This window comes from Actinomadura fulvescens (genome assembly GCF_039533225.1).
Lineage (GTDB): Bacteria > Actinomycetota > Actinomycetes > Streptosporangiales > Streptosporangiaceae > Spirillospora > Spirillospora fulvescens.
The window spans coordinates 585,371-611,438 of the sequence record NZ_BAAATD010000001.1 but is presented as its reverse complement, the minus strand read 5'-3'; the positions used below and the strand labels follow the sequence as shown (position 1 = coordinate 611,438).

The window sequence follows — 26,068 nt, the reverse complement described above, 5'->3', positions numbered from 1 at the left end:
CGGTCAGACCTGCACGGACTCCCGCTCCGGCGCGGCCGTGGGGGGCGCCTCGCCGCCATGCATGTCGATCTTCGGGATGATCCGGTCGAGCGACTTCGGCAGCCACCAGTTGGCGCGGCCCAGCAGCGCCATCGTGGCGGGCACGAGGACGAGCCGCACGACCGTCGCGTCCAGGGCGACCGCCACCGCGAGCCCCACCCCCATCTGCTTGATGACGAGGCCGGGGTCGAGCGCGAAGCCGAGGAACACCGCGACCATGATCAGCGCCGCGCTGGAGATCACTCGTCCGGTCGCGGCCAGGCCCGTGGCGACCGAGCCGCGCGCGTCGCCGGTGCGCAACCACTCCTCCCGTACGCGCGACAGCAGGAACACCTCGTAGTCCATCGAGACGCCGAACAGCACCGCGAACATCAGCAGCAGGATGAAGCTGGAGACCGGCACGCTGTGCGGCAGGCCGAGCAGCTCGGCGCCCCAGCCCCACTGGAAGACCGCCACCAGCACGCCGTAGGCGGCGCCGATCGACAGCAGGTTCATCGCGGCGGCCTTGAGCGGTGCCAGCACCGATCTGAAGACGATCATCAGCATGATGAACGAGGTGGCCACGACCACGCCGATGACCGGCCACAGCCGTTCCGACAGCACGCGGGTGAGGTCGACATAGACGGCCGTGTACCCGGTGACCTCCGCGCCGTCCGGCAACACGTCGGCCCTGATGCGGTCGACCAGCCCCGTGACGCGCTCGTCCTGCGGCCCGAACTCCGGCGTCACCGCGACCACGGCCGCGCTCTTGTCCGGCGAGAACTGCGGCGGCGTGACGGCCACGACGCCCTCGGTCCTGGCGAGCTTGTCACCGAGTGCGGGCAGCGTGCCCTGGTCGACCTTCTTGAGGTCGGCGGTGACCAGCAGCGGCGCGTTCACCCCGGGGCCGTACGACTCGGCGATCAGGTCGTACGCCCGGCGCACGGTGTTGGAGGTCGGCTCGCTGCTGGCGTCGCTGGGCCAGGTGCGCATGCCGAGGGCCGGGGCCGCCAGCGTCAGCATCAGCACCAGCGCGGCCAGCAGCCACGCCCACGGCCGGCGCGCCACGTGATCGGCCCACCGCCGGACGCGCGGCGACTCGATCGTGAGCTGCGCCCCCTCCGCACGGTCCCGCTTGCGCAGCACCCGGCGGCCGGCCAGGCCGAGGACGGCGGGCAGCAGCGTCACAGCGCTCGCCACGGTCGCGAACACCACGATCCCGGTGGCGAAGCCCATCGTGATGAACACCGGAATCCGCGACAGCACCAGCCCGCACAGCGCCAGCAGCACGGTGAAGCCCGCGAAGATCACCGACTGGCCCGCCGTCGCGGTGGCCCGGCCGATCGACTCCGGTACGTCGAGCCCCTGCGCCAGCCCCTCGCGGTGCCGGGTGAGGATGAACAGCGCGTAGTCGATCCCGACGCCCAGCCCCACCATGATCGCCAGCGTCGGCGCGGTGTTGGCCACGTCCGTGAACGCCGCCAGGATCGTGATCCCGGAGACCCCCGCTCCGAGCCCGGCCAGCGCCACCACCAGCGGCAGCCCCGCCGCCACGATGGAGCCGAACGCCAGCAGCAGGATCACCAGCGCCGCCACGATGCCGACCGCCTCGGCGAGACCGCCGGGAGCCGTCACGTTCTCCGGCACCTGCCCGCCGAACTCCACCTGGTGCCCGGCCGACGTGAGCACGTCGGTGGCGTCCTCCAGGTGCCCGAGGGTCTCCTTCGGCGTCAGGTCGGTGACCGGCACGTCGTAGCGCACGGTCAGCAGCGCCGTCGCGCCGTCCTTGCTCGGCGGGGCGGCCTCCACGGCGGTCACGTGCGGGAGCCGCCGCAACCGGTCGGCCGCCGCCACGATCTCGGACTCGCCGAGCTTGCCCGACTCGGCGTGCACCACGACCCGGGCGTCCGCTCCGGCCACCGCCGGGAACCGTTCTCTCAGCAGGTCGGTGGCCTCCTGCGACCCCGAGCCCTTCAGCGTGTAGTTGTCGTGCAGCGCGCCGCCGGCGACCCCGGCGACCCCGGCCACCGCCCCCACGAGCAGCACCCACACCAGGACGAACCGCCAGGGCCGCAGCGCCGCGGCCCTCCCCAGGCGGTAAAGCAGTCGAGACATCGTTCCCTCGCAAGAGCGTCTTCCATTGAGGCCACGAGCCTCGCGCTCCGCTCTTGCCGCCCACTTGGCAGCGACTTGCGACCGCCGCCAAGCGGCGTTCGCGCACGCCCTAGGCTGGTCCCGTGAACGACGAGGACAAGAAGATCATCACGCTGGCCCGGGCCGCCCGGGCCCGCACGGGCGCGGCCGAGGGCGCGGCGGTCCGCGACGAGACCGGCCGCACCTACTCGGCGACCAGCGTCGCCCTGCCCGCCCTCACGCTGTCCGCGCTCCACGTGGCGGTCGCCATGGCCGTCTCCAGCGGCGCCGAGGGGCTAGAGGCCGCCGCCCTGGTCACCGCCGACGACGGCGCCCGCGACTCCGACGTGGCCGCCGTACGTGATCTGGGCGCGACGGCGCCCGTCTTCGTGGCCGGGCCGGACGGCTCGCTCAAGACCACCGTGAACTGATCCGCTCAGGGGACGTGGATCTTGCCGGCGTGGACGGCGCGGAGCTTGCGGAGGGCCTTGATCGCGACCTGCTCGGTCACGCGGGGCCCGACCCGGCCGCCGTACGTGCCGGCCCCGGCCACCACGAGCAGATCGTTGCCGACGGCGGCCATCACCACGTCCAGGCCGGCGCGCTCGCGGGCATAGCGCAGGGCGAGCGCGTCGCGCAGGGCCCTGACCTTACGGCTGTTGACCCGGGGCAGGCGAAGGTCGCCCTGGGTCAGCCGGATCTCGATCCGTGGGCATCTGAGGGCCGCCCGCCGCGTCTCGGCCACATGCCGCGCGGCGCGGCCGGGTGGCAGCCGGAAGACATGCTCGACGAGGCTGGCGGCCGGTCCTGGCCGATAGAACGCCGCGGACGCCTGCGGCACGTTCTCGTCCTCGACCCCCGGGATGTCGCGCGGGGTCTCCACGTCGGCGAGCGCGAGCAGCCGCGCGCAGTCGCGGTCGACGGGTCTCATGCCCTCGAACACGCGCTGGTTCTCCGCCGGCAGGAACCCGGCGGGCACCTCGGAGCCGGACAGCACGGCCGCCGACAGGCCCGCCGCGCTGGGCGTGGACGACGAGGCCTTCGCCCCGCATCCGGCGGCCCCCGCCAGCCCGGTGGTGAGCAGGACACCGCCCACGATGCGCCACATGAGATCCCCCCGAACCTCTCAGCGCGTGATCATTCCCCCTAAGTCGGCCAGCTAATCCTGGCCAGCGGTCTCGCGGGAGTCCTGCTCGGGGACGTTTAGTCGATGGCGGCGCGGGGCCGCGCCGCCTCCGGGAGGCGGCGGACGAGGACCGTGCCGATACGGTTGCGCCGCCCGGCGATGCTCTCGGCGGTCAGCGCCAGCCCGGCGACCTCGGCGGTGGAGCCCTCGATCGGCACCCGGCCGAGCGCGTGCGCCAGCAGGCCGCCGACCGTCTCGACCTCGGCCACGTCGATCTCCACGTCGAAGAGCTCGGCCAGATCCTCCACCGGCAGCCGGGCGGTCACCCGGGCCGTGTCCTTGTCCTCGTCCAGCCAGTCGACCGGCGGCGCCTCGACGTCGTACTCGTCGGCGATCTCGCCCACGATCTCCTCAAGGATGTCCTCGATCGTGACCAGCCCGGCGGTGCCGCCGTACTCGTCGATCACGATCGCCACGTGCGTCTGCCGGGCCTGCATCTCCCGCAGCAGCTCGTCGATCGGCTTGCTGTCGGGAACATAGGTGGCGGGCCGCATCACCGACTCGACCTTCTCGACCGACTCGCCCTCGCGGTGCTCGTGGCTGCGCCGGACGATGTCCTTGAGGTAGGCGATGCCCACCACGTCGTCCTCGTTCTCCCCGACGACCGGGATGCGCGAGAACCCGCTGCGCAGCGCCAGCGACATCGCCTGCCGCAACGTCTTGCCGCGTTCGATGAACACGATGTCGGTACGCGGCACCATGACCTCGCGCACGAGCGTGTCGCCCAGCTCGAACACCGAGTGGATCATCTCGCGCTCGTCCGGCTCGATCAGGCTGCGCTGCTCGGCCAGGTCGACCAGGTCCCGCAGCTCCGCCTCGGTCGCGAACGGCCCCTCGCGGAAACCCCGGCCCGGCGTCAGCGCGTTGCCCAGCAGGATCAGCAGCTTGGGCAGCGGCCCGAACACGCGGGTCACCGGATGCATGACCGCGGCCCCGGCCAGCGCGATCCGGTCGGCATGCTGGAGACCGAGGGTCCGCGGGCCCACGCCGACCACCACGTAGCTGACCACGATCATGATCACCGCGGCCGTCACGTACGCGCGCCAGGTCTCGTCCAGCCAGGAGATGCACAGGTCGGCCACGATCACCGTCGCGACCAGCTCGCAGCTGATCCGCAGCAGCAGGACCATGTTGAGGTAGCGCGCCGGATCGGCCACCACCTCGGCGAGCCGCTGCGCACCGCGCCGGCCCTCCCGGACCAGCTCCTCGACCCGAACCCGGGACACCCGGGCCAGCGCGGCCTCGGTGCCCGCGAGCAGCCCGGCCAGGATCACCAGCCCGGCGGCCAGAGCGAGCAGCCATCCCATCTGTGTGCTCACCGTCCTCCAGCCCTCACCCAGCCACCTTCTCGCCGTTCGAGCCACCGTCCGCCAGCCCCCGCCCACCACCTTTCAACGGACGAGCTGCGCTCGACTCACCGTCCTCCAGCCCCCGCCCACCACCTTTCAACGGACGAGCTGCGCTCGACTCATCTTTGGTCGCGCTTCTCCTGCCAGCCGCTCAGCAGTTCGGCCTGGAGGCCGAACATCTCCTTGTGCTCGTCGGGCTCGGCGTGGTCGTAGCCGAGCAGATGCAGGATCCCATGCGTGCACAGGAGTTCGAGCTCGGCCTGGGTGCCGTGTCCGGCCTGGGCTCCCTGCCGTTCGGCCACCGCCGGGCAGAGCACCACGTCCCCGAGCAGCCCCGGGTCGGCCTCGTCGTCGTCGGTGCCGCCCGACATCGAGCCCGGGCGCAGCTCGTCCATGGGGAACGCCAGGACGTCGGTCGGCCCGGGCTCTCCCATCCACTTCTCGTGCAGTTCGCTCATCGCCGCCTCGTCGACCAGCAGCAGCGACAGCTCGGCGAGGGGATGCACCCGCATGCCGTCCAGCACGTGCCGGGCCAGGTCGACGAGGCTCTTCTCCTCGACCTTGACGCCCGACTCGTTCAACACCTCGATGCTCATCGCAATCCTGTCCCGTGGATCTCCGCAGGACGGCCGAGCCGGTCCGGCGTGGGCCCGCCCCCGGCGGCCCCGATCATGTCCGAGACCACCCCCGAACTCCGCCCCAGCCTACCGACCCGCGTTCCCCGCGAAAGGCCCAGCCCCGGCGTGGCAGGCCCTGCCGACGGGTCGGGCCGCCCGGCTGGTGAGCCGGGCGGCCCGATACGACGATCCGGCGACCCGGCACCCGCCCGGGAGGTCGCGGGCCGGGCGGGGATCGTCAGCGGTTGCGTTTGCGGGAGGCGCCGCGGCCGGCGGCACCCTTGATCTCCGACACCCGGTCGGCCTGGCGGTCGTCGAAGCGGCTGTAGGCCTCGACGATGTCGGTCACCAGCTTGTGGCGGACGACGTCGTGGCTGTTGAGCCGGCAGAAGTGGATGTCGTCGACGCCGTCCAGGATGTCCTGGACGACCCGCAGGCCGCTCTGGTGACCGTTGGGGAGGTCGACCTGGGTGACGTCGCCGGTCACCACCACCTTGGAGCCGAAGCCCAGCCGGGTGAGGAACATCTTCATCTGCTCGGGCGAGGTGTTCTGCGCCTCGTCGAGGATGATGAACGAGTCGTTGAGCGTGCGGCCGCGCATGTAGGCCAGCGGCGCCACCTCGATGGTGCCGGCCGCCATCAGGCGCGGGATCGAGTCGGGGTCGACCATGTCGTGCAGCGCGTCGTACAACGGCCGCAGATAGGGGTCGATCTTCTCGTAGAGCGTGCCGGGCAGGAAGCCGAGCCGCTCACCCGCCTCGACGGCCGGACGCGTCAGGATGATGCGGTTGACCTGCTTGTCCTGCAGGGCCCTGACCGCCTTGGCCATCGCCAGGTAGGTCTTGCCGGTGCCGGCCGGGCCGATGCCGAACACGATCGTGTGCTTGTCGATCGCGTCGACGTACCGCTTCTGGTTGAGCGTCTTGGGCCTGATGGTGCGGCCGCGGCTGGAGAGCACGTCGAGGGTCAGGACCTCGGCCGGGCGCTCACCGGACTCGTTGCGGAGCATGGCGAGGCTCCGCTCCACCGCGTCGGGCGTGAGCTGGGCGCCGCCCTTGAGCAGGTCGATGAGCTCGGCGAACAGCCTGGAGACCAGCTCGGTCTCGGCCTCGGCACCCGTCACGGTGATCTCGTTGCCGCGGACGTGGATGTCGGCGTGGAACGCGCGCTCGATGACGTGGAGCAACTCATCCCGTGAACCCAGCAGGCTCACCATGGAATGGTCGTCCGGTACCAGGATCTTGATCTGGGACCGCGAGCCGGTGCGGTCGTCGCGTCCCGCGTGAGTTGATTGGGTCATCAGCCGGGCCTTGCGGCCTCTCCGACCTGCCTTCTGTCTGCTCCGGGTGTCCAGCGGTTGTCTCTTCCATGGTACTGGGCACCCACGGCGTCACGCCGTTGTATTTATGGTCGCCGGAGACCGTGCCCCGCCAGCGGAACGGAAGGGGCAACGCCGGGGGAACGCGGAGCGTCAGCCGGGAGGCCAGTTGAGGCCACGGCCTCCCAGAACGTGGGCGTGGACGTGGAAGACGGTCTGACCGGCCTGGGCGCCGGTGTTGAACACGACGCGGTAGCCGCTCTCGGCCACGCCCTCGTCGGCCGCGACCCGGCCCGCCTCCTGGAGGAGCTCCGCCAGCAGGCCGGCGTCGGCGGCGGCGAGATCGGCGACGGTCGGGTGGTGCTTCTTGGGAATGACCAGCACGTGGGTGGGCGCCTGGGGGTTGATGTCCCGGAACGCGATCGTCCGGCCGGACTCGCGAACGATCTTCGCGGGCACGTCACCAGAAACGATCTTGCAGAACAGGCAGTCCGTCATCTGTGTCCTCCCGTCGCCACGAACGCAGCGAATCCTATCGGGGGCAGGGCAGGCCGTAGCCTGCGGTCCTCACCTCCGGGTAATCTCTCGCTGATCAACCGAACGGTAGTTCGGCACCACAGGCCGCCGTTCACTGGTTAAAGTTGCAAACCAGGCGTTTCCCCCCGGGCTCCCGAGCACGTGCGCCACACGACCTCAGACCGGTTGGGGATCGCCCATCCACGCCGTACCGAAGGTGTCCATCCGAATGGGTGGCCGGGGGACGGCAAAGGCGGCGGATAGGTGACCGAGGCAAGACAGAAGATGCCCTTTCGTAAACCGGACGAGGAGGGTGCGCGTCCCACAGACGTGACCGAGACCCTCGTGGCCAGGGGCACTGCCGGGGCCGTGGCCGTGGCCTGGGACGCCGATCAGGCCGTGACCGCGCTCTACAGCGCCAACTACCGCTCGCTGGTACGCCTGGCCGCGATGCTCGTACGGGACGCCGGGACGGCCGAGGAGGTCGTCCAGGACGCGTTCGTGGCCATGCACGGCGGGTGGCGCCGCCTGCGCGACCCGGACAAGGCGCTCTCGTACCTGCGTCAATCGGTGGTCAACCGGTCGCGATCGGTGTTGCGGCATCGCGCCGTGGTCGAGAAGTACGCCCCCAAGGGCCTGCCCGACGCGCCCAGCGCGGAGGCCGGGGCCATCGGGGAGCTCGAGCGCTCCGCGGTCATCAAGGCGCTGCACACGCTGCCCAACCGGCAGCGTGAGGCACTGGTCCTGCGCTACTACGCCGATCTGTCCGAAGCCGAGATCGCCCACGCCATGGGCATCAGCCGCGGCGCTGTGAAGAGTCATACGGCGCGCGGTATGGCCGCGCTACGTAACGTCCTGGAGCAATTCTCATGACCGATCCCCACGAAGAGCACGGCGAGATCCTGCGCCGCGCCCTGCACGCGGAGGCGGACACGGTCACCCCATCCGCCGATGGTCTGGAGCGCATCCGGACCAAGATCGAGGAGCGTCGGCAGCGGCGCTTCGGATGGGCTTGGTTCACCGAGAGCTGGGCCCGCCCCGTACTGGCCGTCGGGGCGGCCGTCGCCATCGCGGGCATCGGCGTGTCCGCACCCCAGACGGTCAACATGTTCACCTCGCCGGCGGGCCACAACGGTCCGTCCGCCGATGGCGACAAGGCCGCTGACGACAGCGTCACCAGCGCGCAGGGGCAGCCGAACGGCTCTCCGTCCCAGGGATCCCCGCCTCCCTCCCAGAACGGCACGCCCGCCGCGTCCCAGAGCCCGACCCCGCCGAGCGCGTCGTCCACGTCCGCCTGCCGGCCCGCGGGCGACAGCGGTAACGCGCCTCCGCAGAACGTGGCCACTCCGTCGCCGGGCAGCACCGTGCCGAGCCGGCCCACCGCTCCCCCGTGCCCGACCACGCAACCGCCCACCAGCCCGCCGCCTTCGTCCGGGCCCTCGGACAAACCGTCCGACAAGCCGACCCCGTCGGTGACGCCGTCGGTGACCCCGACGCCGACGGCTTCCGAGCAGTCGGCCAACGAGAACGATCCCGCCACCTCAAGTTCCTAGGCTCGTACGGGCCATAGGCGGCGCCGTCACAGGCCCTTGGACGGCGCCGCCTCTTCCCAGCCCGCACGCATCCGTTACCAGCGGCCGGTGGCGGCCAGGAGGATCGCGGCGGCGGCTACGCCTGCGGTCGAGGTGCGAAGGACTGTCGGGCCCAGGAGGGTGGGACGGCCACCGGCGGTCGTGAAAAGGTCTCGTTCGTCGTCGGTGATGCCGCCCTCGGGGCCCACGATCAGGATGATCTCCCCGGTCGTGGGCGGCCGGACGGCGCTGAGGGGCGACGTGGCGTCCTCGTGCAGGATGAGAGCGCCGGCGGCGGTCTTGATCCGTTCGGCCACCTGAGCGGTCGTGGCCAGGTCGGTGACCTCAGGGAACCAGGGACGGCGGGCCTGTTTGGCGGCCTCACGGGCCGTCGAGCGCCAGCGGCCGAGCGCTTTGTCCCGGCGTTCGGGCTTCCACTGCGTGACGCAGCGAGAGGCCGCCCACGGCACGATCTCGTCGACGCCGACCTCGGTCATGGTCTCGACCGCCAGCTCGCCTCTGTCGCCCTTTGGGAGGGCTTGAACGACGACCAGGCGGGGCTCTGGGCGGGGGTGGCGATGACGGGCGAGGACGTCCAGCGTCAGGGTCGTCTTGCCGGCGGCCGTCACCACGCACTCGGCCAGCAGCCCGGCACCGTCGGTGAGGTCGACGCGTTCCCCGGCGCGCAGGCGGCGCACGGACGCCGCGTGCCGGCCCTCGGGCCCGTCCAGCACGACGCTCTCGCCGCTCAGGCGGCTCTCGCCGTTCAGGGGATCGGGCTCCATGAGGAACACCGGCGGGCTCATGGCTCATCCTCCCGTGAGAAAACCCCCGCCGTGACCGGGTGCGGTCACGGCGGGGGGTCGCCGCGCAGGCCCTCCTGGTAGGACCGGACGGTCTCTCTTCAGTGCTGGTTGAACACGTCCCGCAGGCGCGAGAAGACACCGCGCTGTCCCGGGGCGAACTTGCCCGGAGGGCGCTCCTCGCCGCGCAGCTTGGCCAGCCGGCGCAGCAGCTCCTCCTGCTCCTCGTCGAGCCTGCCCGGCGTCTCCACGTTCACGTGGATCATCAGGTCGCCGCGCCCGCTCTCGTTGAGGTGCCGGACGCCGCGCTCGTAGAGGTTGATCACCTGGCCGGACTGGGTGCCGGGCTTGATGTCGATCTCCTCGGCGCCGTCGAGCGTCTCGATCGTGACCTTGGTGCCGAGGGCCGCCGCCGTCATCGGGATCTCGACGGTGCAGTGCAGGTCGTCGCCCTCCCGTTCGAAGATCTGGTGCGGCTTCTCCACGATCTCCAGGAACAGGTCGCCGGGCGGGCCGCCGCCCGGGCCGACCTCACCCTCACCGGCCAGCTGGATGTGGATGCCGTTCTCGACGCCCGCCGGGATCTTGACCTTGACCGTACGGCGCGTCCGGACCCGGCCATCGCCCGAGCACTCCGGGCACGGCGTGCGGATCACGCTGCCGTAGCCGCCGCACTGCGGACAGGGGCGGGAGGTCATGACCTGGCCCAGGAACGAGCGCTGGACCTGCTGGACCTCGCCACGGCCGTGGCAGGTGTCGCAGGTATCCGGATGCGTGCCGGGGGCACAGCCCGAGCCCGTGCAGCTCGTGCAGACGACCGCGGTGTCGATCGACAGCTCGCGCGTCGTGCCGAACGCGGTCTCGTTCAGGTCCAGCTCGACGCGCAGGGTCGCGTTGCGGCCGCGCCGGGCGCGGCTGCGCGGCCCGCGCGAGGTGGCCGTGCCGAAGAAGGCGTCCATGATGTCGCTGAACGGGAACCCGGCGCCGCCGAATCCCCCCGCGCCCGCGCCGCCGCCCGGGGCGAACGGATCGGCGCCCAGGTCGTACATCTCGCGCTTCTTCGGGTCGGAGAGCACCTCGTAGGCCTGGGTGATCTCCTTGAACCTCTCCTGCGTCTCCGGATCCGGATTGACGTCAGGGTGCAGTTCGCGCGCGAGCCGGCGGTACGCCTTCTTGATCTCGTCCGCGCTCGCGTCGCGGCGGACCCCAAGGGTCGCGTAGTAGTCGTTGGCCACTTACGAACCCGCCAGGATCTGTCCGACGTAGCGTGCCACTGCCCGTACCGCTCCCATCGTGCTGGGGTAGTCCATACGTGTCGGCCCGAGCACTCCCAGCCGGGCCAGTGTCTGATCGCCGACTCCGTAGCCGGCTGCGACGACGGAGGTCGACCGGAGCCCCTCGTCGGGGTTCTCGGTCCCGATGCGCACCGTAAGACTAGAGGAATCACCGGTTTCCCCGAGCAACCGCATGAGGACCACCTGCTCCTCCAGCGCCTCCAGCACGTCGCGCAGGCTGCGGGAGAAGTCGACGGCGGCCAGGTTGGCGGCCCCCGCGAACACGATCTTCTCGTCGTGCTTCTCGACGAGGGTCTCCAGCAGGACCGACAGGACCGCGGCCGCGATCGGCCGGTCGTCGGCCGCGACCTTGTCCGGCAGGTCCGCCACGGCGCCTGGCACCTCGCCCAGCCCGCAGCCGTCCAGGCAGGTGTTGAGCAGCGCGCGCAGGTGCCCGATCGACTCCTCGGACACCTCGCCGTAGGTCTCGATGACCCGCTGCTCCACCCGGCCGGTGTTGGTGATCAGGACGAGGAGCAGGCGGCGCGAGGCCACCGGCACCAGCTCCACGTGCCGCACCGACGAGCGGGTGAGCGAGGGGTACTGCACGACCGCGACCTGACGGGTCAGCTGGGCGAGCAGCCGGACGGTGCGGCCGACGACGTCGTCCAGGTCGTACGCGCCGTTGAGGAACGTCTCGATGGCCCGGCGCTCGGCCGACGACAGCGGCTTGACCGTGGACAGCCGGTCGACGAACAGCCGGTAGCCCTTGTCGGTCGGGATGCGGCCCGCGCTGGTGTGCGGCTGGGCGATGTAACCCTGTTCCTCCAGCACGGCCATGTCGTTGCGGATCGTGGCCGAGGACACGCCGAGGTTGTGCCGGTCCACCAAGGCCTTCGAGCCGACCGGCTCATTGGTGGAGACATAGTCCTCGACAATGGCGCGCAGAACGTCGAGTTTGCGGTCGTCGAGCACGTGGTCACCTCCTTCGCCCCCGTACTGGCACCTGCCTGCGAGCGCCGTTCGTACTGGCACTCCGTACTTCCGAGTGCCAATTGTACGGCCCGGAAGCAACGGTCAGGAGGGTGCCGGGACGGTCTCCAATCACTAGAGTGCCCATCCGTGCGGAGCAAGGACTACGGTGACGACATTCTCGCGGGTGACTGGCGGCGGCCCCGCAAAGGCCAGATTCCCGAGATCGCGGCCGAGCCCGACCTGGTCGTGGAGGATCCCGGCAGCGGCTTCTGCGGCGCCGTGGTCGGCTGTGACAAGTTCGGCGTGACCCTCGAAGACCGTTTCGGCAAGCGGCGCGTCTTCCCGCTGACCAAGGCGGGCTTCCTGATCGACGGCAAGCCGGTGACGCTCGTCCGCCCGGCACCGGGGTCGGCGGGGCCGGCGGGATCCGGGGGCGCTGGGGGCCGGGGCGCTGGGGGCGGGGGCGCTGGCGGCGGGCGCGGGCCGATGCGGTCGGCCTCGGGGTCGATCGCCGTCCCGGGGCTGCGGGCCAGGGTCGCCAAGGAGAGCCGCATCTACGTGGAGGGCGTCCACGACGCCGAGCTCGTGGAGCAGATCTGGGGCCACGACCTGCGGGTCGAGGGCATCGTGGTCGAGTATCTGGAGGGCATCGACGATCTTCCGTCCATCGTCGAGGAGTTCGGCCCCGGTCCGGAGCGCAAGCTGGGCGTCCTCGTCGACCATCTCGTGCCGGGCTCCAAGGAGAGCCGGATCGCCGCCCGGGTCTCGTCCCCGCACGTTCTGATCACCGGGCACCCGTTCATCGACATCTGGGAGGCCGTCAAGCCCGCCGCCGTCGGCATCGCGGGGTGGCCACGGGTGCCGCGCGGCGTACCCTGGAAGGAGGGGGTTCTCGCCGCACTGGGCTGGGGGGACGACGTGGGCGACGCATGGCGGCGCATCCGGCGATCCGTGTCCACCTACACCGACCTGGAACCAGAACTCCTGGGCCGCGTCGAAGAACTGATCGACTTTGTGACCGTCCCCTGAACCCCTGACGCCCCCCGCCGCAGGCCGAACCCCCACCGAGGAGCAGGCGATGTCGTACGGGTCCCCGGAACAACCGGATTACGGACAGCAGCAACCAGGCTACGGACAACAACAAGCCGGATACGGCCAGGGCCAGCCTCAGCCTGGCCAGGGTCAGCCTGACTACGGCCAGCCCGGCTACGGCCAGGCACCGAGCTACGACCAGGTACCTGGGTACGGGCAGGCACCCGGCTACGGCCAGCCATATGGCTACGGCGGCCAGGTCCAGCCGTACGGCACGCTGACCTCGGACGACAAGACCTGGGGGCTGCTGTGCCACCTGGGCCAGTTCCTGCTCGGCTTCATCGCGCCGCTGCTGGTCTTCCTGATCAAGAAGGACGAGTCGCCGTTCCTGCGCCACCACGGCGCCCAGGGCCTCAACTTCGCGATCACCCAGTTCGTCTACCTGATCATCAACCTCGTGCTGTGCCTCATCCTGATCGGCTTCCTGCTGCTCATCGCGCAGGCGATCGCGCAGATCGTCTTCCTGATCATGGCGGCGATCGCGGCCAACCGGGGCGAGTACTACCGGTTCCCGACGTTCCTGGCCTGGCCGATGATCAAATAGGCCGGATCACGGACGAAGGTCAGGTCAGGTCGCGGACGACGGCGTCGGCGAGCAGGCGGCCGCGCAGGGTGAGGACGGCGCGGCCGCGCTCGTACGGCCCGGCCTCGATCAGGCCGTCCCCGATCGCGCGCCGTACCGCCGCGTCGTCGAGGAGCTCCAGCGGGCAGCCCTCGGCCAGCCGCACCTCCAGCATGATCCGTTCGATCCGGCGGTCGGCGGGGTCGAGGACCTCTCGGGCGTGCGCCGGAGTGACGTCCTCGGCCAGCCGCGACGCGTACGCGGCGGGGTGCTTGACGTTCCACCAGCGTGTGCCGCCGACGTGGCTGTGCGCGCCGGGCCCCACGCCCCACCAGTCGGCGCCGGTCCAGTAGAGCAGGTTGTGGCGGCAGGCCGCGGCGTCGCCGGTGGCCCAGTTGGAGATCTCGTACCATCGCAGCCCGTACGCGCCGAGCAGCTCGTCCGCCATCAGGTACCGGTCGGCCATCGCGTCGTCGTCGGGGGTCGCCAGCTCGCCCCGCCGCACCCGCGCGGCCAGCCGGGTGCCCTCCTCGACGATCAGCGCGTACGCGGAGACATGATCGGGCCCGGTCGCCAGCGCCGCCTCCAGCGAGGCCCGCCAGTCGTCGTCGCTCTCCCCCGGCGTTCCGTAGATCAGATCCAGGTTGACGTGCTCGAAGCCCGCCCGCCGCGTCCACTCGACCACCTGCGGCACGCGGCCGGGCGTGTGGGTGCGGTCCAGGGTCGCCAGCACGTGCTCGCGGGCGCTCTGCATGCCGTACGAGACGCGGGTGAACCCGGCCTCGCGCAGCTTGCCCAGATAGGCCTCGTCCACGGACTCGGGGTTGGCCTCCGTGGTGACCTCGGCGCCCGGCGCCAGCCCGAACTCGTCGTCGATCGCCGCGAGCACCCGCCCCAGGTCGTCGGGCGAGAGCAGCGTCGGCGTCCCGCCGCCCACGAAGACGGTCTCGACCGGCAGCTCGGCCTCGCCCAGCACCCGCCGCGCCATCCGGACCTCGCGGACGGCGGTCTCGGCGTAGGACTCCCTGCTCGCGCCCGGCCCCAGCTCGGTGGCGGTGTAGGTGTTGAAGTCGCAGTAGCCGCACCGCGTCACGCAGAACGGCACATGCACATAGAAGGCGAACGGCCGATCACCGAGGCCGCTCAGGGCGCTGCGGGGCAACGTTCCGTCGGCCGGTACAGGATCGCCGTCGGGCAGAGTCGCGGGCATCCCCCAAGTCTGCCCTCCACACCCCGGTGCTCCGCCCCCTAGCGCCCACCTCAAACCACCAGCGCCGCCTACAATCCGCCTCAGACGGGCCCACATCGCCTCAGGCCACCCTCAGCCCGCTTAGGCCGGACCAAGCCACCCACGCGTCGGCTTAGGCCGTCTTACGGCGTCTCAGGCCTGGCGGAGCTTGGCGCGGAGCCAGGGTGGGATGTGCTCGTCGGTGCGCGGGAAACGTTCGAGATCCAGCACATAGGCGAACGGGGTCAGCGGCGGGGTGAAGTCCGGCTCGCCGTCGTAGTCGAACTCGGCGCTCACCCGCCCCGACCGTTCGACGCTCAGGCGCGCGGTGAACCAGGCGCCCTTGCCCCGCTGGTACATCGCCCGGCGCAGCTCGTCCATCTTGCCGATGGCCTGGCCGGGCGGCATGGCGGGACGCGTCGCCCCCTGCGCGTCGACGATCTCGAACGAGGCGCTGTCGATGCCCACGGTGGCGCGGAACTCGAACCCGAGCCGCTCCCAGCCGAACGGCGCGGCCGACCGCAGGGCTCGCACCGCGCCGTTCACCGCTGCCCGCTCCCTCGGAGAACGCAGAACCTGCTCGGAGTGCGGCACGCTCGAACCTCCCGGACCTCGGCGACCCTTGCCGTCCGACCGTACCGACATATCCGCCGCGGCCAAGCAACCCCCGCCGTGTCGCGTGAAACCCCAGGTCAGAGCCTCGGGACAAGCTGGGACGATCACGACCGTTCGGTACGCCGCCCAGACCGGCGAGCCGGACGACCCTGCGGTGGCGGTTCCGTACGGCCGGAACGCGCGAGCCCGGATAGGGTCACCGGGTGCGGAACGAGGAGGCAATCAGGTACGGGCGGGTGCCCATCCGCGTGCTGCTCCGAGGGGGGCCTGACGGCTGGCACTACGTGATCGCCGACAAGGACGGGACCGAGGAACGCGTGGCCCTGCGCGGCGCGGGCGCGGGCTGGGAGGGCGGCGACCCCGAACCCGCCTGGTGGCGGCGCAGGCTGGACGAGACGGCCGACGACCTCCGCGGGCACGTCGGCCGGGCCTTGAGCGACCGGACGTTCCTCGAACTCGGCCTGGAGTCCGACATCTCGTGGTTCGCGGTCGAGGCACCGTTCGACTGGGAGGGCCTGGTCACCCTGCGGGACCCCGACCCGGCGCGGTTCCCGGGCAAGGTGCCTCCGTACGTCGTCGCGCTCGAACCCGGCAACGGCGCCGTCCTGCCGGACGCTCATCTGCGCTTCTCCACGCGCGCGGCCGACGCGTGGACGACGCTCGCCACCGTCGCCGAACAGTGCGGCACACAGCCGCCCAGGGCACGGTTCCTGTGCGGCTGGGCGGGCCACCGCGACATCCGGGTCGGGCGCGGACGGCTCGCCGTCTCCACCGAACGCCAGGACGGCCGCGGTGACGAGCTCGTCGGCGAGATCTACGGCGAACGCGCCACGGGCTGGGGCGGCAACCCCGAACTGCGTTTCCGGCTCGACGGCATCGACCTGCTCGACGATCCCGCCGACGACGTGATCGCGCTGCTGCGGGATCTCGCGCACGAGGTGAACGAACGAGGCCGCATGGCGCATCTGCCGGGCCTCGGGCTCAGGCTCTACCGGCCGGAGGGCGAGAGCGCGCAGGGTCTCTTCACCGGTGTCTCGCTCCAGGCGGCCTGGCGCCACCGGCGCTGAACGATCCCGACACCCACGAGGGACCCGTTCTTCACCGGACCGCAATCCGGGCTCTCTAGATTCCTTGATCATGAGAAGCCGCGCTCGTTCCGCCGCCTTCGGTCTGGCCGGCGCCCTCGTCGGCGCACCCCTAGTCCTCGTACCCGCCGCCCCCGCCACCGCCGCGGCACCCGCCTCCGCCGCCGCTGGCACCATCACCGTCAAACGCGGTGGCCCGGCGCGGACGCTGACGTTCACCACCCGGCGCGCCGGTGAGGCCGTGATCGCGTTCACCGCGACCGCGCCCGGCGTCTCCTGGGCGCGCAAGGGCGCCGAATCCGCGGTCGTGGCGATCTTCGTGGACGGCCGCCACGTCACCGACCTCGTCGTCCTCTCGGCCGATCCGACCCCCCGTAGCCTCGGCCTGGGTCGCGTAGGGCCCGGCAAGCACAAGGTCACGCTGAGATTCGCGAAGGGCAGCGCCCCGTCCGCCCGCCGGGTCGTCCTCGCCCGGCCGACCGTGCGGCTGCCCCAGGCCGACCAGCTCGCCCTGCGCCACGCGCCCGTCGTGGTCGGCCGCACGGGCTGGCCGTTCGGCAACCCCTACCAGAACGCCACCACCGACGCACCGCTGATCGCCTGGCACGAGACACGGCCCGCCACGACGCCCGGGCACCGGATCATCGAGTACTCGGTGGTGTGGAGCAACGAGGACGGCGGTACCGACAGCCCGGCGCTGATGGCCCGCTGGGGCCGTACGACCGACATCGAGTGGGTGTACCGGGTCGAGGTCGACGCCTCGGGGCGCCGGGTCGCCGGCACCGGGGTCTACCAGGCGCCGCAGCACCTCACGCTGAAGTTCACCGGCCGCTACGAGGGCGACCACCCCGTTCTGCAGACGTGCACGTCGAACAACAACATGTGCGACGTCATCACGCCGAAGGCCCCGCTCCGCTTCCTCCTCGACGCGTCCCGCACCAAGCCCGCCGCCCGCGCCCGCGAGGTGGTCATGGACCGCGAGCCGTGGACGTACCGGATCATGGCCCAGGAGATGCTCCGCGAGGGCAAGATCGAGAAGCTCTCGGACCCGGCGACCAAAGCGGTCGGCGACCAGCGCACGTACCTCTTCGTCGAGCTGGCCAAGCGCACCGGCGCCCCCACGGGCAGTGGCTCGGCGCCAGGCGTGTCCCTCGGTGTACGGCTGAAGCGTGACCCGTCCAAGCTCTACCGCTCCGACCACGACGAACCCACCTGGTCCATCGAACGCGACGGCCCCGCCGCCACAACGGTCGAGCTGCCCCAGGGCACGACCGTCGCCGACATCGCGTCCATCGAGGCCATCCGCCGCCCTGTAGGCATCGGCGACAACGGCGCCCCCGCCACGGTCACCTCTATCAACCGTGGCTTCTTCCTACGCAGCGGCTACCTCCCCCAGCGCTCCGCCATCTCCTGGACGGGCTCGCTGACTCTCACCCCGCAGTCCCCTACCGCGACCCTTTGGCGTCCCATGGCCTGATGCCTCTCCCAGAAATCAACTCGGGGAACCTGCGAACCTCGCGTGCGTCGAAGTAGTCGTACACTTCGCCAAGAGCTCTCGCAGACTCTGAGAGGACACGCCTCATGGCCTACGGGCCTCCCCCGTCCCCCGGCCAGCAGCCGGGACAGCCCGGATGGCAGCAGCAGCCGTCCGCATGGCAGCAGCAGCCTCCACCGTCCCAGCCGCAGGGCCGCCACACCGCCCAGATACCGGGACACTTCGGGCCGGTGAGCCACGACGAGAAGAGCTGGGCCCTCATGGCGTACGTGGGCCAGTTCCTGGTCGGTGCGATCGCGCCCGCCGTCGCGTTCCTCGGCAAGGGCCGGTCGCCGTTCGTCCGCCGGCACGCCGCCCAGGGCCTCAACATGGGCCTCGCCGCGATCGCCGTGTGGCTGATCGGCGGCCTGCTGTCGCTCGCGGTCGAGGTGATGATCTGGGTTCCGCTCGGCTTCACGGCCGTGGTCATGTTCTACCTGGTGTACGGGGCGCGCGCGGCCAACCGCGGCGAGTTCCGCCGCGTCCCGGCCCCGGTGGCGTGGCCGATCTTCAAATAACAACGCCCGTCCCATCACCCCGGCCCGCCATCCCGACCTGTCACAACGACCCGTCGCCTCGGGCCGTCACCCCGGGCCGTCACCTCGGCCCGCCATCCCGGCCCGCCATCCCGGCCCGTCACCCCGGGCCGTCACCCCGGGCCGTCACCCCGGGCCGTCACCCCGGGCCGTCACCCCGGGCCGTCACCCCGGGCCGTCACCCCGGGCCGTCATCTCGGGCCGTCATCTCGGCCCGTCACTTCGGCCTGCCATCCCGGCCCGTCACAACGGCCCGTCACCTCGCCCCCGCCATCCCGGCCCGTCACAACGGCCCGTCGCCTCGGGCCGTCGTCCGCTCGGCCCTCACACCAGGGCGTCAGCGCGGGTTGTCGCCTCGTGATGTCACACCGGGCCCGTCACCTATCGGCGCGGAGCCGGTCGCGGCGGCTGCGGAGCCTTCCGGCCGTTTGAGCGTCGCAGGCGGTGATCGACCGGCCTTCCGGGCGGTGATTCGCGCCCACGCTTCCGTCCAGCGGTGACCGGGCGCACGCCGTCCGGCAGTTCGGCGGTGGCTCGCGGAGCGATGCCGGGGCCGTCCGGCCCGGCTCAGGAGTCCGCGGGGACGCCGGGGCCCGGGAGGACGGTCAGGGTGCCGGGCTCACCGGGCGGCTGGTCCAGGCGTACGACACGGCCCGGGTAGGCGCGTTGCGCGATCTCGACATCGCGTTCGTCCCAGGCTCCGTAGAAGACGGGACAGCCGTCCCACAGCTCGACCTTCTCGGCGCCCGTCGGCCAGCGGCCGAACGCGTCGATCAGGATGGGCTCCTCGCAGTGCGGCAGGTCCGGGCCGGTCCGGTGGTCTTGGTCGGGCACGTGGATCCCTCTCCTCGGGGCGGGCGGCCGCGGCAGCCGGTCGAAGATCTGGTCAGGGGCGAGCTCGATGGGGAAGGGCCGGGTCAGCGTGCAGGTCCGCCCCCAGGTGACGCGCGCCTCCTCGGCGTACCGCCCGTCATCGCTCAGCTCGAACACCTGGACCTCGGGTTCGTCGCCCTTGAGGTCGACCACCCAGTAGGACGGGACCGCGAACCGCTCGTACAGATCCTTCTTGGCGCCGAGGTCCACCTCGCGCGAAGCGTCGGAGGTCACCTCGACGGCCAGCAGGGGCGCGCCCTCGATGTAGGTGCGGTCCCCCGTGTCCTGCTCCTTGCGGAAGACCAGCAGATCCGAGCGCAGCCATGTGTTGTCGGCCAGACGTGGCCCCGACCCGGTACGGGACGCCTGCTCGGCCGTCTCCGCCAGCCCGATCGGGACCACCAGGTCGGAAACGAGAACCTGATGCAGCAACGTGTGGGTCACAACGCCCAGTGTCCTCGCGGGGACAGCGCGTCACCACCGCTTTGCGATATCTAGACGTTTGCTGGAACGCGCTCCCGCACCGACACGTACGCCCGCGTTCCCTCTGCGGCCTACTTCTTGGGCTTGTCGGTGGAGGTCTCGCCGGTGGAGAGCGCGGCGACGAAGGCTTCCTGCGGAACGTCGACGCGGCCGATCGTCTTCATCCGCTTCTTGCCTTCCTTCTGCTTCTCCAGCAGCTTGCGCTTACGGGAGATGTCACCGCCGTAGCACTTGGCGAGGACGTCCTTGCGGATGGCGCGGATGTTCTCGCGCGCGATGATGCGGGCGCCGATGGCCGCCTGGATGGGCACCTCGTACTGCTGCCGCGGGATGAGCTCCTTGAGCTTGGAGGTCATCATCAGCCCGTACTCGCGGGCCTTGTCCTTGTGGACGATCTGGCTGAACGCGTCGACCGACTCCCCCTGCAACAGGATGTCGACCTTGACCAGCTCGGACTCCTGCTCGCCGCTGGGCTCGTAGTCGAGCGAGGCGTAGCCGCGCGTCCGCGACTTCAGCTGGTCGAAGAAGTCGAAGATGATCTCTGCCAGCGGCAGGGTGTAGCGGATCTCGACACGGTCCTCCGACAGGTAGTCCATGCCCTGCAGCACCCCGCGGCGCCCCTGGCACAGCTCCATGATCGCGCCGATGAACTCCGACGGCGCCAGCAGCGTGGCCTTCACCATCGGCTCGTAGACGTTGCCGATCTTGCCTTCGGGGAACTCGCTGGGGTTGGTGACGACGTGCTCGGCGCCGTCCTCCATCACCACGCGGTAGATGACGTTGGGCGCGGTCGAGATGAGCGACAGGTTGAACTCGCGCTCCAGCCGTTCCCGGACGATCTCCATGTGCAGCAGGCCCAGGAAGCCGCACCGGAACCCGAAGCCCAGCGCCGCCGACGTCTCCGGCTCGTAGACCAGCGCGGCGTCGTTGAGGCGCAGTTTGTCCAGGGCGTCGCGCAGTTCCGGATACTGGTCGCCGTCCAGCGGGTAGAGGCCCGAGTACACCATCGGCTTGGGGTCCTGGTAACCGCCGAGCGACTCCGGCGCCGGCCGCGAGGCGACGGTGACGGTGTCACCGACGCGCGCCTGCCGTACGTCCTTCACACCCGTGATCAGGTAGCCGACCTCACCGACGCCGAGCCCCGCGACGGGCTTGGGCTCCGGCGAGATGACACCGACCTCCAGCGTCTCGTGGGCCGAGCCGGTCGACATCATCAGGCTCTTCTCCCGCCGGGAGAGGTGACCGTCGATGATCCGGATATAGGTGACCACACCGCGGTACGTGTCGTACACCGAGTCGAAGATCAGCGCCCGCGCCGGGGCGTCCGGGTCGCCGACCGGGCGGGGCACCGTCTCAACGATCTTGTTGAGCAGCTCGGGAACGCCCTCGCCGGTCTTGCCCGAGACCCGGAGCACGTCGTCCGGCTCGCAGCCGATGATGCTCGACAGCTCCTGGGCGTACTTGTCCGGCTGCGCCGCCGGAAGGTCGATCTTGTTGAGCACCGGGATGATGTGCAGGTCCGCCTCGATCGCCAGATAGAGGTTGGCGAGCGTCTGCGCCTCGATGCCCTGCGCCGCGTCCACCAGCAGGACCGCGCCCTCGCACGCCGCGAGCGACCGGGACACCTCGTACGAGAAGTCCACGTGTCCCGGAGTGTCGATCAGGTTGAGGACGTAGTCGACGCCGTCGGTGCCCGTCCAGGGCAGCCGGACCGCCTGGCTCTTGATCGTGATGCCGCGCTCGCGCTCGATGTCCATGCGGTCGAGGTACTGCGCGCGCATCTGGCGCTCCTCGACCACCCCGGTGAGCTGCAGCATGCGGTCCGCTAGCGTCGACTTGCCGTGGTCGATGTGCGCGATGATGCAGAAGTTCCGGATGATCGCGGGATCGGTCTTGTTGGGCTCAGGCGCAGGCACCGGGGTCCGTTTCGCAAACTACTGGTGGACAGGGATGGCAGGGCAGATCTTGCCGTATCCCATAGTCCCATGTCCCCGGGCATGCTCCGTTCACCCGGCCCTGCCGTCCGCGAGGCCGTACATTGGAGTCTCGCGGCCCGCTGGTTTTGGGTGGAGCGCTGGGATTGGTAGGCTGTGCGACTGCGTGTGGCGTTGCGTCGTGCCGTGGGGCACCGCGGCCGCCGTCGGTGCCGGCCCCTCCGGGCCGGTGAACGCAACCCATGTAACAACGACTTTCAAGTTGAGGCTCTTCGACGTGGCGAACATCAAGTCCCAGATCAAGCGGAACAAGCAGAACGAGAAGGCTCGCCTGCGCAACAAGGCCGTCAAGTCCGAGCTGAAGACGGCGATCCGCAAGTTCCGCGAGGCCGCCGAGGCGGGCAACGTCGACGACGCGATCACCGCGCAGCGCACTGCGGCCCGCAAGCTCGACATCGCGGTCAGCAAGGGCGTCATCCACAAGAACCAGGCTGCCAACCGCAAGTCGGCGATCGCCAAGCAGGCCGCCGCCCTGCAGGCCAAGTAGACCTGGCGTCCGCAGAACGCCGTGGCCCTCAGGGGCCGCGGCGTTTTCGTGCTACGAGAAACGATGACCATGGACCGCCGGCGCACCGTGAAGGTCTCCAAGTACCTCGCCAGGCACCTGCGCCACCGGCCGGAGCGGATCGGCCTGACCCTGGATCCCGCCGGGTGGGCGAACGTCGACGAACTGCTCGCGGCCGCCGCCCGCCACGACTTCCCGATCACCCGGGCCGAGCTCGACCACGTCGTCGCGACCAACGACAAACGCCGCTACGCGTTCGACGAGACCGGTGAACGCGTCCGCGCGAGCCAGGGCCACTCCATCGAGGTCGAACTCGACCTGCCGGTGACGCCGCCGCCCGCCGTCCTCTACCACGGCACCGTGGGCGCCGCCCTCGCCGCGATCCGCCGGGAGGGCCTGCGCCCCATGTCCCGGCACGCCGTGCACCTGTCCCCCGACCGCGAGACGGCCACCCGTGTGGGCGCCCGCCGCGGCCGCCCGGTCGTCCTGGTGGTCGACTCCGCGCGCATGGCCGTTGACGGCCACGAGTTCCGCGTCAGCGCCAACGGCGTCTGGCTGGCCGCCTCCGTCCCACCCGCCTATCTCCTGATCCCCGGCTGATTCGGAGCCCCCCATGCACCACGAGGTCACCGTCGAGATCAACGCGCCGCGCGAGACCGTCTGGGCCCTCCTGGAGGACGTCGAACGCTGGCCCGAGATGACCGCTTCGATCAAGCGCGTCGAACGGCTCACCGAGGGCCCGTTCGGCGAAGGCAGCCGCGCCCGCGTCCACCAGCCCGGACTTCCCGCCGCCGTCTGGACCGTCACCGACTTCGCCCCAGGCCGCGCGTTCACCTGGACGGCCCGCACCCCCGGCGTGACCACAGTCGCCTCGCACGACATCACGTCCCACCCCGACGGCACGGTGAGCGTCCGCCTGGGCCTCGACCAGTCCGGCCCCCTCGCCTTCCTGGTAGCCCTACTGGCCGGCCGCCGCGCCCGCCGCTACGTGGCCATGGAAGCCGCAGGCCTGAAACAAAAAGCCGAACTCCAACAAACCAAGTAACCCGCACTACACCTGCCCTGACGCATTAGACGATCCCTCACCAGACCCACTGCCACACCCGCACGTCCAAGTTGTGCCCCTCCGCCAGACACAGCCGACCACGCCATGTGTGCCTCTCACCAGGCCCGCGCCGCACCTACCCGTCCACACACAGACGCGCCCAGGACACCCGAGCGCAGCTCCCGCACACGCAGACACCCCGCACGCGCAGACGCCCGCACGCGCAGACGCCCGCACGCGCAGATGCACGCACGCGCAGATGCCCCGCAGGCATAGGTGCCCGCAGGCGTAGGTGCCCCGCAGGCGTGGGAGCCTGTAGGCGGAGGTGCCCGCAGGCGTAGGAGCCTGTAGGCGTAGGAGCCTGTAGGCGTAGGAGCCTGTAGGCGTAGGAGCCTGTAGGCGTAGGAGCCCTGTAGGCGTAGGAGCCCTGTAGGCGTAGGAGCCCTGTAGGCGTAGGAGCCCTGTAGGCGTAGGTGCCCGCAGGCGGAGGTGCCCGCAGGCGGAGGTGCCCGCAGGCGGAGGTGCCCGCAGGCGGAGGTGCCCGCAGGCGGAGGTGCCTGTAGGCGGAGGTGCCTTTAGGCGTGGGTGGCTCTTAGCGAGAGGCTTGCCAGTGCTCGCATGGGCTCAGGGTGAGTCTCATCACCCGCGTGCGGGGAAGCTTCAGGGCGCGGTGTTTCTGAGGGGCGTCGGCTAGGCGGGCGGTAGGCGGTGCCGGGCGGGTCAGCGGGTGGATCGGGCGGCGACGATGTCGCTGACGGCCTTTTCCAAGGCGTAGGCGGGGTCGGCGGCGCCGCCCTTGACCTGGAGGTCGGCCTCGGCGACGGCGCCCAGTGCCTGGGCGACCCCTTCGCCGGACCAGCCGCGGAGCTGGCGCTGGACACGTTCGATCTTCCACGGCGGCATGCCGAGGTCCTTGGCGAGCCCGGCGCCGCGGGCACCGCGCGGGGCTCCCCCGACCTTGGCGAGGCCCCGGACTCCCTGGGCGAGCGCACTGACGATCAGCACGGGCGCGACGCCGGTCGCGAGGGCCCAGCGGAGTTGTTCGAGGGCGTCGGCGAGCTGCCCCTCGATCGCCTTGTCGGCCACGTTGAAGCCGCTGACCTCGGCCCGGCCACGGTAGTAGCGCGCGACCGCGGCGTCGTCGATCTTGCCGCCGGTGTCGGCGACGAGCTGGCTGCAGGCCCCGGCCAGCTCGCGCAGGTCGTTCCCCACGGCGTCGAGCAGGTTGCGGGCGGCGTCCGCGGAGATCTTCCCGCCGTGGCGGCGGATCTCGCCCCGCACGAAGTCGATCCGCTCGCCCATCTTGGTGATCTTCGGGCAGACGATCTTGCGGGCGCCGGCCTTGGTGAGCCCGTCCGCGAGCGCCTTGCCCTTGGCGCCACCGGCATGGACCGCGACCAGCGCGACGTCCTCGGCCGGATCCTTGACGTACGCGAGGACCTCGGCCGCCTGGTCCTTCAGCAGGTCCTGGGCCGAACGCAGCACGAGTACCTTGCTGCCCCCGAACAGCGAGGGCGAGGTCAGCTCCGCCAGCCGTCCCGTCTCCAGCCCGCCTGGCGCGAGGTCGATCACCTCGACCTCGGGATCGGCCGAACGGGCGGCGGCGACCACGTCGCCGACCGCGCGGTCCACGAGCAGTTCTTCGTCGCCGACGATGAGCGTGATGGGATCAGCTGGCACCCCAGCAGCATGCCACGCCCCGCCCCCTGATCGGTCCCTGAACACCGCCAGGGGAATCCCTGCTGAACGCTGGTCATCGCCGTGGTGGTTCTGCCCAATCCGGCGTCCAGGTTTCCGGGTGGGGTTGGGTGGAACCGAGGTGATCGCGGAGCGTGGCGAGCGCGGGATGCGGGTTGTCCTCCTGCCACACCAGCGAGTGCGGATAGACGGGCATCGGGCGGTGAACGGTGATGCGGCGCAGTCCGTAGTCGGCGGGCCAGGCGAGCCGGGTCTGCTCGCCGACGAAGGTCGCCAGCGCGGAGGAGTCGGCGATCGTGTCGAGGAGGGGTTCGGTCCCGAAGTCGGGGCCGGTCGTCTCGATGGTGAGCCCGAACGCGGCGGCGAGATCGTCGTAGTACGCGGCCCACTCGGTTCCGGCGACGATGCCGGGCATCCAGATCCTGTGCCCGGCGAGCTGGACGGGTGTGACCGCGCGGGTGGAGGCGAGTTCGTGGGCGGGTCCGGTGACGAGCTGGAGAGGCTCGTCGAAGACCCGGACGGCCTCGATGCCTTCCGGAGGCCGCCGCGTGACGGCACGGAAGGACGCGTCGATGGTGCCGGAACGGAGCGCCGCGATGGCCGCGTCGACGTCGAAGAGGGTCACGACGTCGAGCTCGATATCGGGATGCGCCCGATGGAACCCCCGCAGCAGGGACGCCGGTGCCAGCCGCCTGCCGATCACGTCGACGCGCAGCGCACGGCGGCCCGCCCGGACCGAGGCGACCGCACGTTCTTCGGCCCGCAGGAGTTCACGGGCGTGGGGAAGGAACGCCTGCCCGTCGATGGTCGGCTGGGCTCCACGCGCGGAACGGGTGAACAATCGGACGCCGAGGTCTTTCTCCAGCGCGGCGACGCGCTTGGAGACCGCCTGCTGCGTGATCGACAGGTCGGCTGCGGCTTGCTGGAACTGGCCCGCGTCGGCGACGGCCACGAAGGTACGCACAGCATCGAGGTCCACACAGGCATCCTAGCTGTACAACCAGTGGTTGTAGGTTCATGTCGTAGCGGTTGTTTGATCCTGTGTTTTCCTCTCGCTA

At 70.9% G+C, this 26,068-nt stretch carries 26 protein-coding genes; 11 read left to right on the top strand and 15 right to left on the bottom strand.

Annotation, left to right across the window (positions count from 1 at the left end):
* Positions 1–3: 3 nt before the first annotated feature.
* Positions 4–2,133 carry an MMPL family transporter gene (locus tag ABD333_RS02815; protein ID WP_344537348.1) on the bottom strand — a complete coding sequence of 710 codons (2,130 nt, stop codon included), beginning with the start codon at positions 2,131–2,133 and terminating at the stop codon, positions 4–6.
* A 122-nt stretch (positions 2,134–2,255) separates the two neighbouring features.
* On the opposite strand from ABD333_RS02815, the gene ABD333_RS02810 reads away from it, so the two are divergent.
* Positions 2,256–2,582, top strand: coding sequence for a cytidine deaminase (locus ABD333_RS02810; RefSeq protein ID WP_344537346.1), 327 nt, complete (start codon positions 2,256–2,258; stop codon positions 2,580–2,582).
* Between the two features lie 5 nt (positions 2,583–2,587).
* Here ABD333_RS02810 and ABD333_RS02805 read toward each other — a convergent pair whose 3' ends face one another.
* The 5 genes from ABD333_RS02805 to ABD333_RS02785 form a co-directional block, all read right to left on the bottom strand.
* The gene (locus tag ABD333_RS02805; protein ID WP_344537344.1) at positions 2,588–3,259 is read right to left on the bottom strand and encodes a hypothetical protein; all 672 of its coding nucleotides are present in this window, start codon (positions 3,257–3,259) and stop codon (positions 2,588–2,590) included.
* Between the two features lie 95 nt (positions 3,260–3,354).
* Entirely contained in the window at positions 3,355–4,656 is a 1,302-nt protein-coding gene (locus tag ABD333_RS02800) for a hemolysin family protein (RefSeq protein WP_344537342.1), read from the bottom strand.
* A gap of 149 nt (positions 4,657–4,805) precedes the next feature.
* A complete protein-coding gene (ybeY, locus tag ABD333_RS02795; protein WP_344537340.1) occupies positions 4,806–5,282 on the bottom strand; it encodes an rRNA maturation RNase YbeY in 477 nt (158 codons plus the stop codon).
* 259 nt (positions 5,283–5,541) lie between these two features.
* Positions 5,542–6,603, bottom strand: coding sequence for a PhoH family protein (locus ABD333_RS02790; protein ID WP_344537338.1), 1,062 nt, complete (start codon positions 6,601–6,603; stop codon positions 5,542–5,544).
* 171 nt (positions 6,604–6,774) lie between these two features.
* On the bottom strand, positions 6,775–7,119 hold the full coding sequence (locus ABD333_RS02785) for a histidine triad nucleotide-binding protein (protein WP_344537336.1): 345 nt from the start codon (positions 7,117–7,119) through the stop codon (positions 6,775–6,777).
* Positions 7,120–7,467: 348 nt separating this feature from the next.
* Here ABD333_RS02785 and ABD333_RS02780 point away from each other — a divergent pair, with 348 nt between their 5' ends.
* Positions 7,468–8,010 carry a SigE family RNA polymerase sigma factor gene (locus ABD333_RS02780; protein WP_344537334.1) on the top strand — a complete coding sequence of 181 codons (543 nt, stop codon included), beginning with the start codon at positions 7,468–7,470 and terminating at the stop codon, positions 8,008–8,010.
* Positions 8,007–8,690, top strand: a complete 684-nt coding sequence (locus ABD333_RS02775) for a hypothetical protein (RefSeq protein WP_344537332.1) — start codon at positions 8,007–8,009, stop codon at positions 8,688–8,690. Before ABD333_RS02780 ends, ABD333_RS02775 begins: the two co-directional genes overlap by 4 nt.
* Before the next feature lie 74 nt (positions 8,691–8,764).
* Here the strand turns inward: ABD333_RS02775 and ABD333_RS02770 are convergent, their stop codons facing one another.
* From ABD333_RS02770 to hrcA, 3 genes are all read right to left on the bottom strand, one after another.
* On the bottom strand, positions 8,765–9,514 hold the full coding sequence (locus ABD333_RS02770; RefSeq protein WP_344537330.1) for a 16S rRNA (uracil(1498)-N(3))-methyltransferase: 750 nt from the start codon (positions 9,512–9,514) through the stop codon (positions 8,765–8,767).
* A 98-nt stretch (positions 9,515–9,612) separates the two neighbouring features.
* Positions 9,613–10,746, bottom strand: coding sequence for a molecular chaperone DnaJ (dnaJ, locus tag ABD333_RS02765; RefSeq protein WP_344537328.1), 1,134 nt, complete (start codon positions 10,744–10,746; stop codon positions 9,613–9,615).
* Entirely contained in the window at positions 10,747–11,760 is a 1,014-nt protein-coding gene (hrcA, locus tag ABD333_RS02760; protein WP_344537326.1) for a heat-inducible transcriptional repressor HrcA, read from the bottom strand.
* Positions 11,761–11,907: 147 nt separating this feature from the next.
* On the opposite strand from hrcA, the gene ABD333_RS02755 reads away from it, so the two are divergent.
* Together ABD333_RS02755 and ABD333_RS02750 are read left to right on the top strand one after the other, a co-directional pair.
* Complete coding sequence (locus ABD333_RS02755) at positions 11,908–12,789, top strand: DUF3097 domain-containing protein (protein ID WP_344537324.1); 882 nt, start codon at positions 11,908–11,910, stop codon at positions 12,787–12,789.
* A 49-nt stretch (positions 12,790–12,838) separates the two neighbouring features.
* Positions 12,839–13,396 (top strand): DUF4870 domain-containing protein, encoded by a 558-nt coding sequence (locus ABD333_RS02750; protein ID WP_344537322.1) that lies wholly within the window; start codon positions 12,839–12,841, stop codon positions 13,394–13,396.
* Between the two features lie 19 nt (positions 13,397–13,415).
* On the opposite strand, the gene hemW is transcribed toward ABD333_RS02750, so the two are convergent.
* Positions 13,416–14,624, bottom strand: a complete 1,209-nt coding sequence (hemW, locus tag ABD333_RS02745) for a radical SAM family heme chaperone HemW (RefSeq protein WP_344537320.1) — start codon at positions 14,622–14,624, stop codon at positions 13,416–13,418.
* A 171-nt stretch (positions 14,625–14,795) separates the two neighbouring features.
* Positions 14,796–15,188, bottom strand: a complete 393-nt coding sequence (locus ABD333_RS02740) for a hypothetical protein (protein ID WP_344537318.1) — start codon at positions 15,186–15,188, stop codon at positions 14,796–14,798.
* 272 nt (positions 15,189–15,460) lie between these two features.
* Here ABD333_RS02740 and ABD333_RS02735 point away from each other — a divergent pair, with 272 nt between their 5' ends.
* The 3 genes from ABD333_RS02735 (at position 15,461) to ABD333_RS02725 (ending at position 18,394) form a co-directional block, all read left to right on the top strand.
* On the top strand, positions 15,461–16,324 hold the full coding sequence (locus ABD333_RS02735) for a hypothetical protein (protein WP_344537316.1): 864 nt from the start codon (positions 15,461–15,463) through the stop codon (positions 16,322–16,324).
* 70 nt (positions 16,325–16,394) lie between these two features.
* Complete coding sequence (locus ABD333_RS02730) at positions 16,395–17,819, top strand: hypothetical protein (protein ID WP_344537315.1); 1,425 nt, start codon at positions 16,395–16,397, stop codon at positions 17,817–17,819.
* A gap of 104 nt (positions 17,820–17,923) precedes the next feature.
* Positions 17,924–18,394, top strand: a complete 471-nt coding sequence (locus ABD333_RS02725; RefSeq protein WP_344537313.1) for a DUF4870 domain-containing protein — start codon at positions 17,924–17,926, stop codon at positions 18,392–18,394.
* Positions 18,395–18,979: 585 nt separating this feature from the next.
* On the opposite strand, the gene ABD333_RS02720 is transcribed toward ABD333_RS02725, so the two are convergent.
* Both ABD333_RS02720 and lepA read right to left on the bottom strand, forming a co-directional pair.
* A complete protein-coding gene (locus tag ABD333_RS02720; protein ID WP_344537312.1) occupies positions 18,980–19,729 on the bottom strand; it encodes a Uma2 family endonuclease in 750 nt (249 codons plus the stop codon).
* Positions 19,730–19,839: 110 nt separating this feature from the next.
* Positions 19,840–21,684 carry a translation elongation factor 4 gene (lepA, locus tag ABD333_RS02715; protein ID WP_344537310.1) on the bottom strand — a complete coding sequence of 615 codons (1,845 nt, stop codon included), beginning with the start codon at positions 21,682–21,684 and terminating at the stop codon, positions 19,840–19,842.
* Positions 21,685–21,979: 295 nt separating this feature from the next.
* Here lepA and rpsT point away from each other — a divergent pair, with 295 nt between their 5' ends.
* The 3 genes from rpsT (at position 21,980) to ABD333_RS02700 (ending at position 23,312) form a co-directional block, all read left to right on the top strand.
* Positions 21,980–22,249 carry a 30S ribosomal protein S20 gene (gene rpsT / locus ABD333_RS02710; RefSeq protein WP_344537309.1) on the top strand — a complete coding sequence of 90 codons (270 nt, stop codon included), beginning with the start codon at positions 21,980–21,982 and terminating at the stop codon, positions 22,247–22,249.
* Between the two features lie 69 nt (positions 22,250–22,318).
* A complete protein-coding gene (locus tag ABD333_RS02705) occupies positions 22,319–22,867 on the top strand; it encodes an RNA 2'-phosphotransferase (RefSeq protein ID WP_344538819.1) in 549 nt (182 codons plus the stop codon).
* Positions 22,868–22,880: 13 nt separating this feature from the next.
* On the top strand, positions 22,881–23,312 hold the full coding sequence (locus tag ABD333_RS02700; RefSeq protein ID WP_344537308.1) for an SRPBCC family protein: 432 nt from the start codon (positions 22,881–22,883) through the stop codon (positions 23,310–23,312).
* Between the two features lie 720 nt (positions 23,313–24,032).
* Here ABD333_RS02700 and holA read toward each other — a convergent pair.
* On the bottom strand, positions 24,033–24,992 hold the full coding sequence (holA, locus tag ABD333_RS02695) for a DNA polymerase III subunit delta (RefSeq protein WP_344537306.1): 960 nt from the start codon (positions 24,990–24,992) through the stop codon (positions 24,033–24,035).
* Positions 24,993–25,065: 73 nt separating this feature from the next.
* Positions 25,066–25,989 carry a LysR family transcriptional regulator gene (locus ABD333_RS02690; protein ID WP_344537304.1) on the bottom strand — a complete coding sequence of 308 codons (924 nt, stop codon included), beginning with the start codon at positions 25,987–25,989 and terminating at the stop codon, positions 25,066–25,068.
* Between the last annotated feature and the right edge of the window lie 79 nt (positions 25,990–26,068).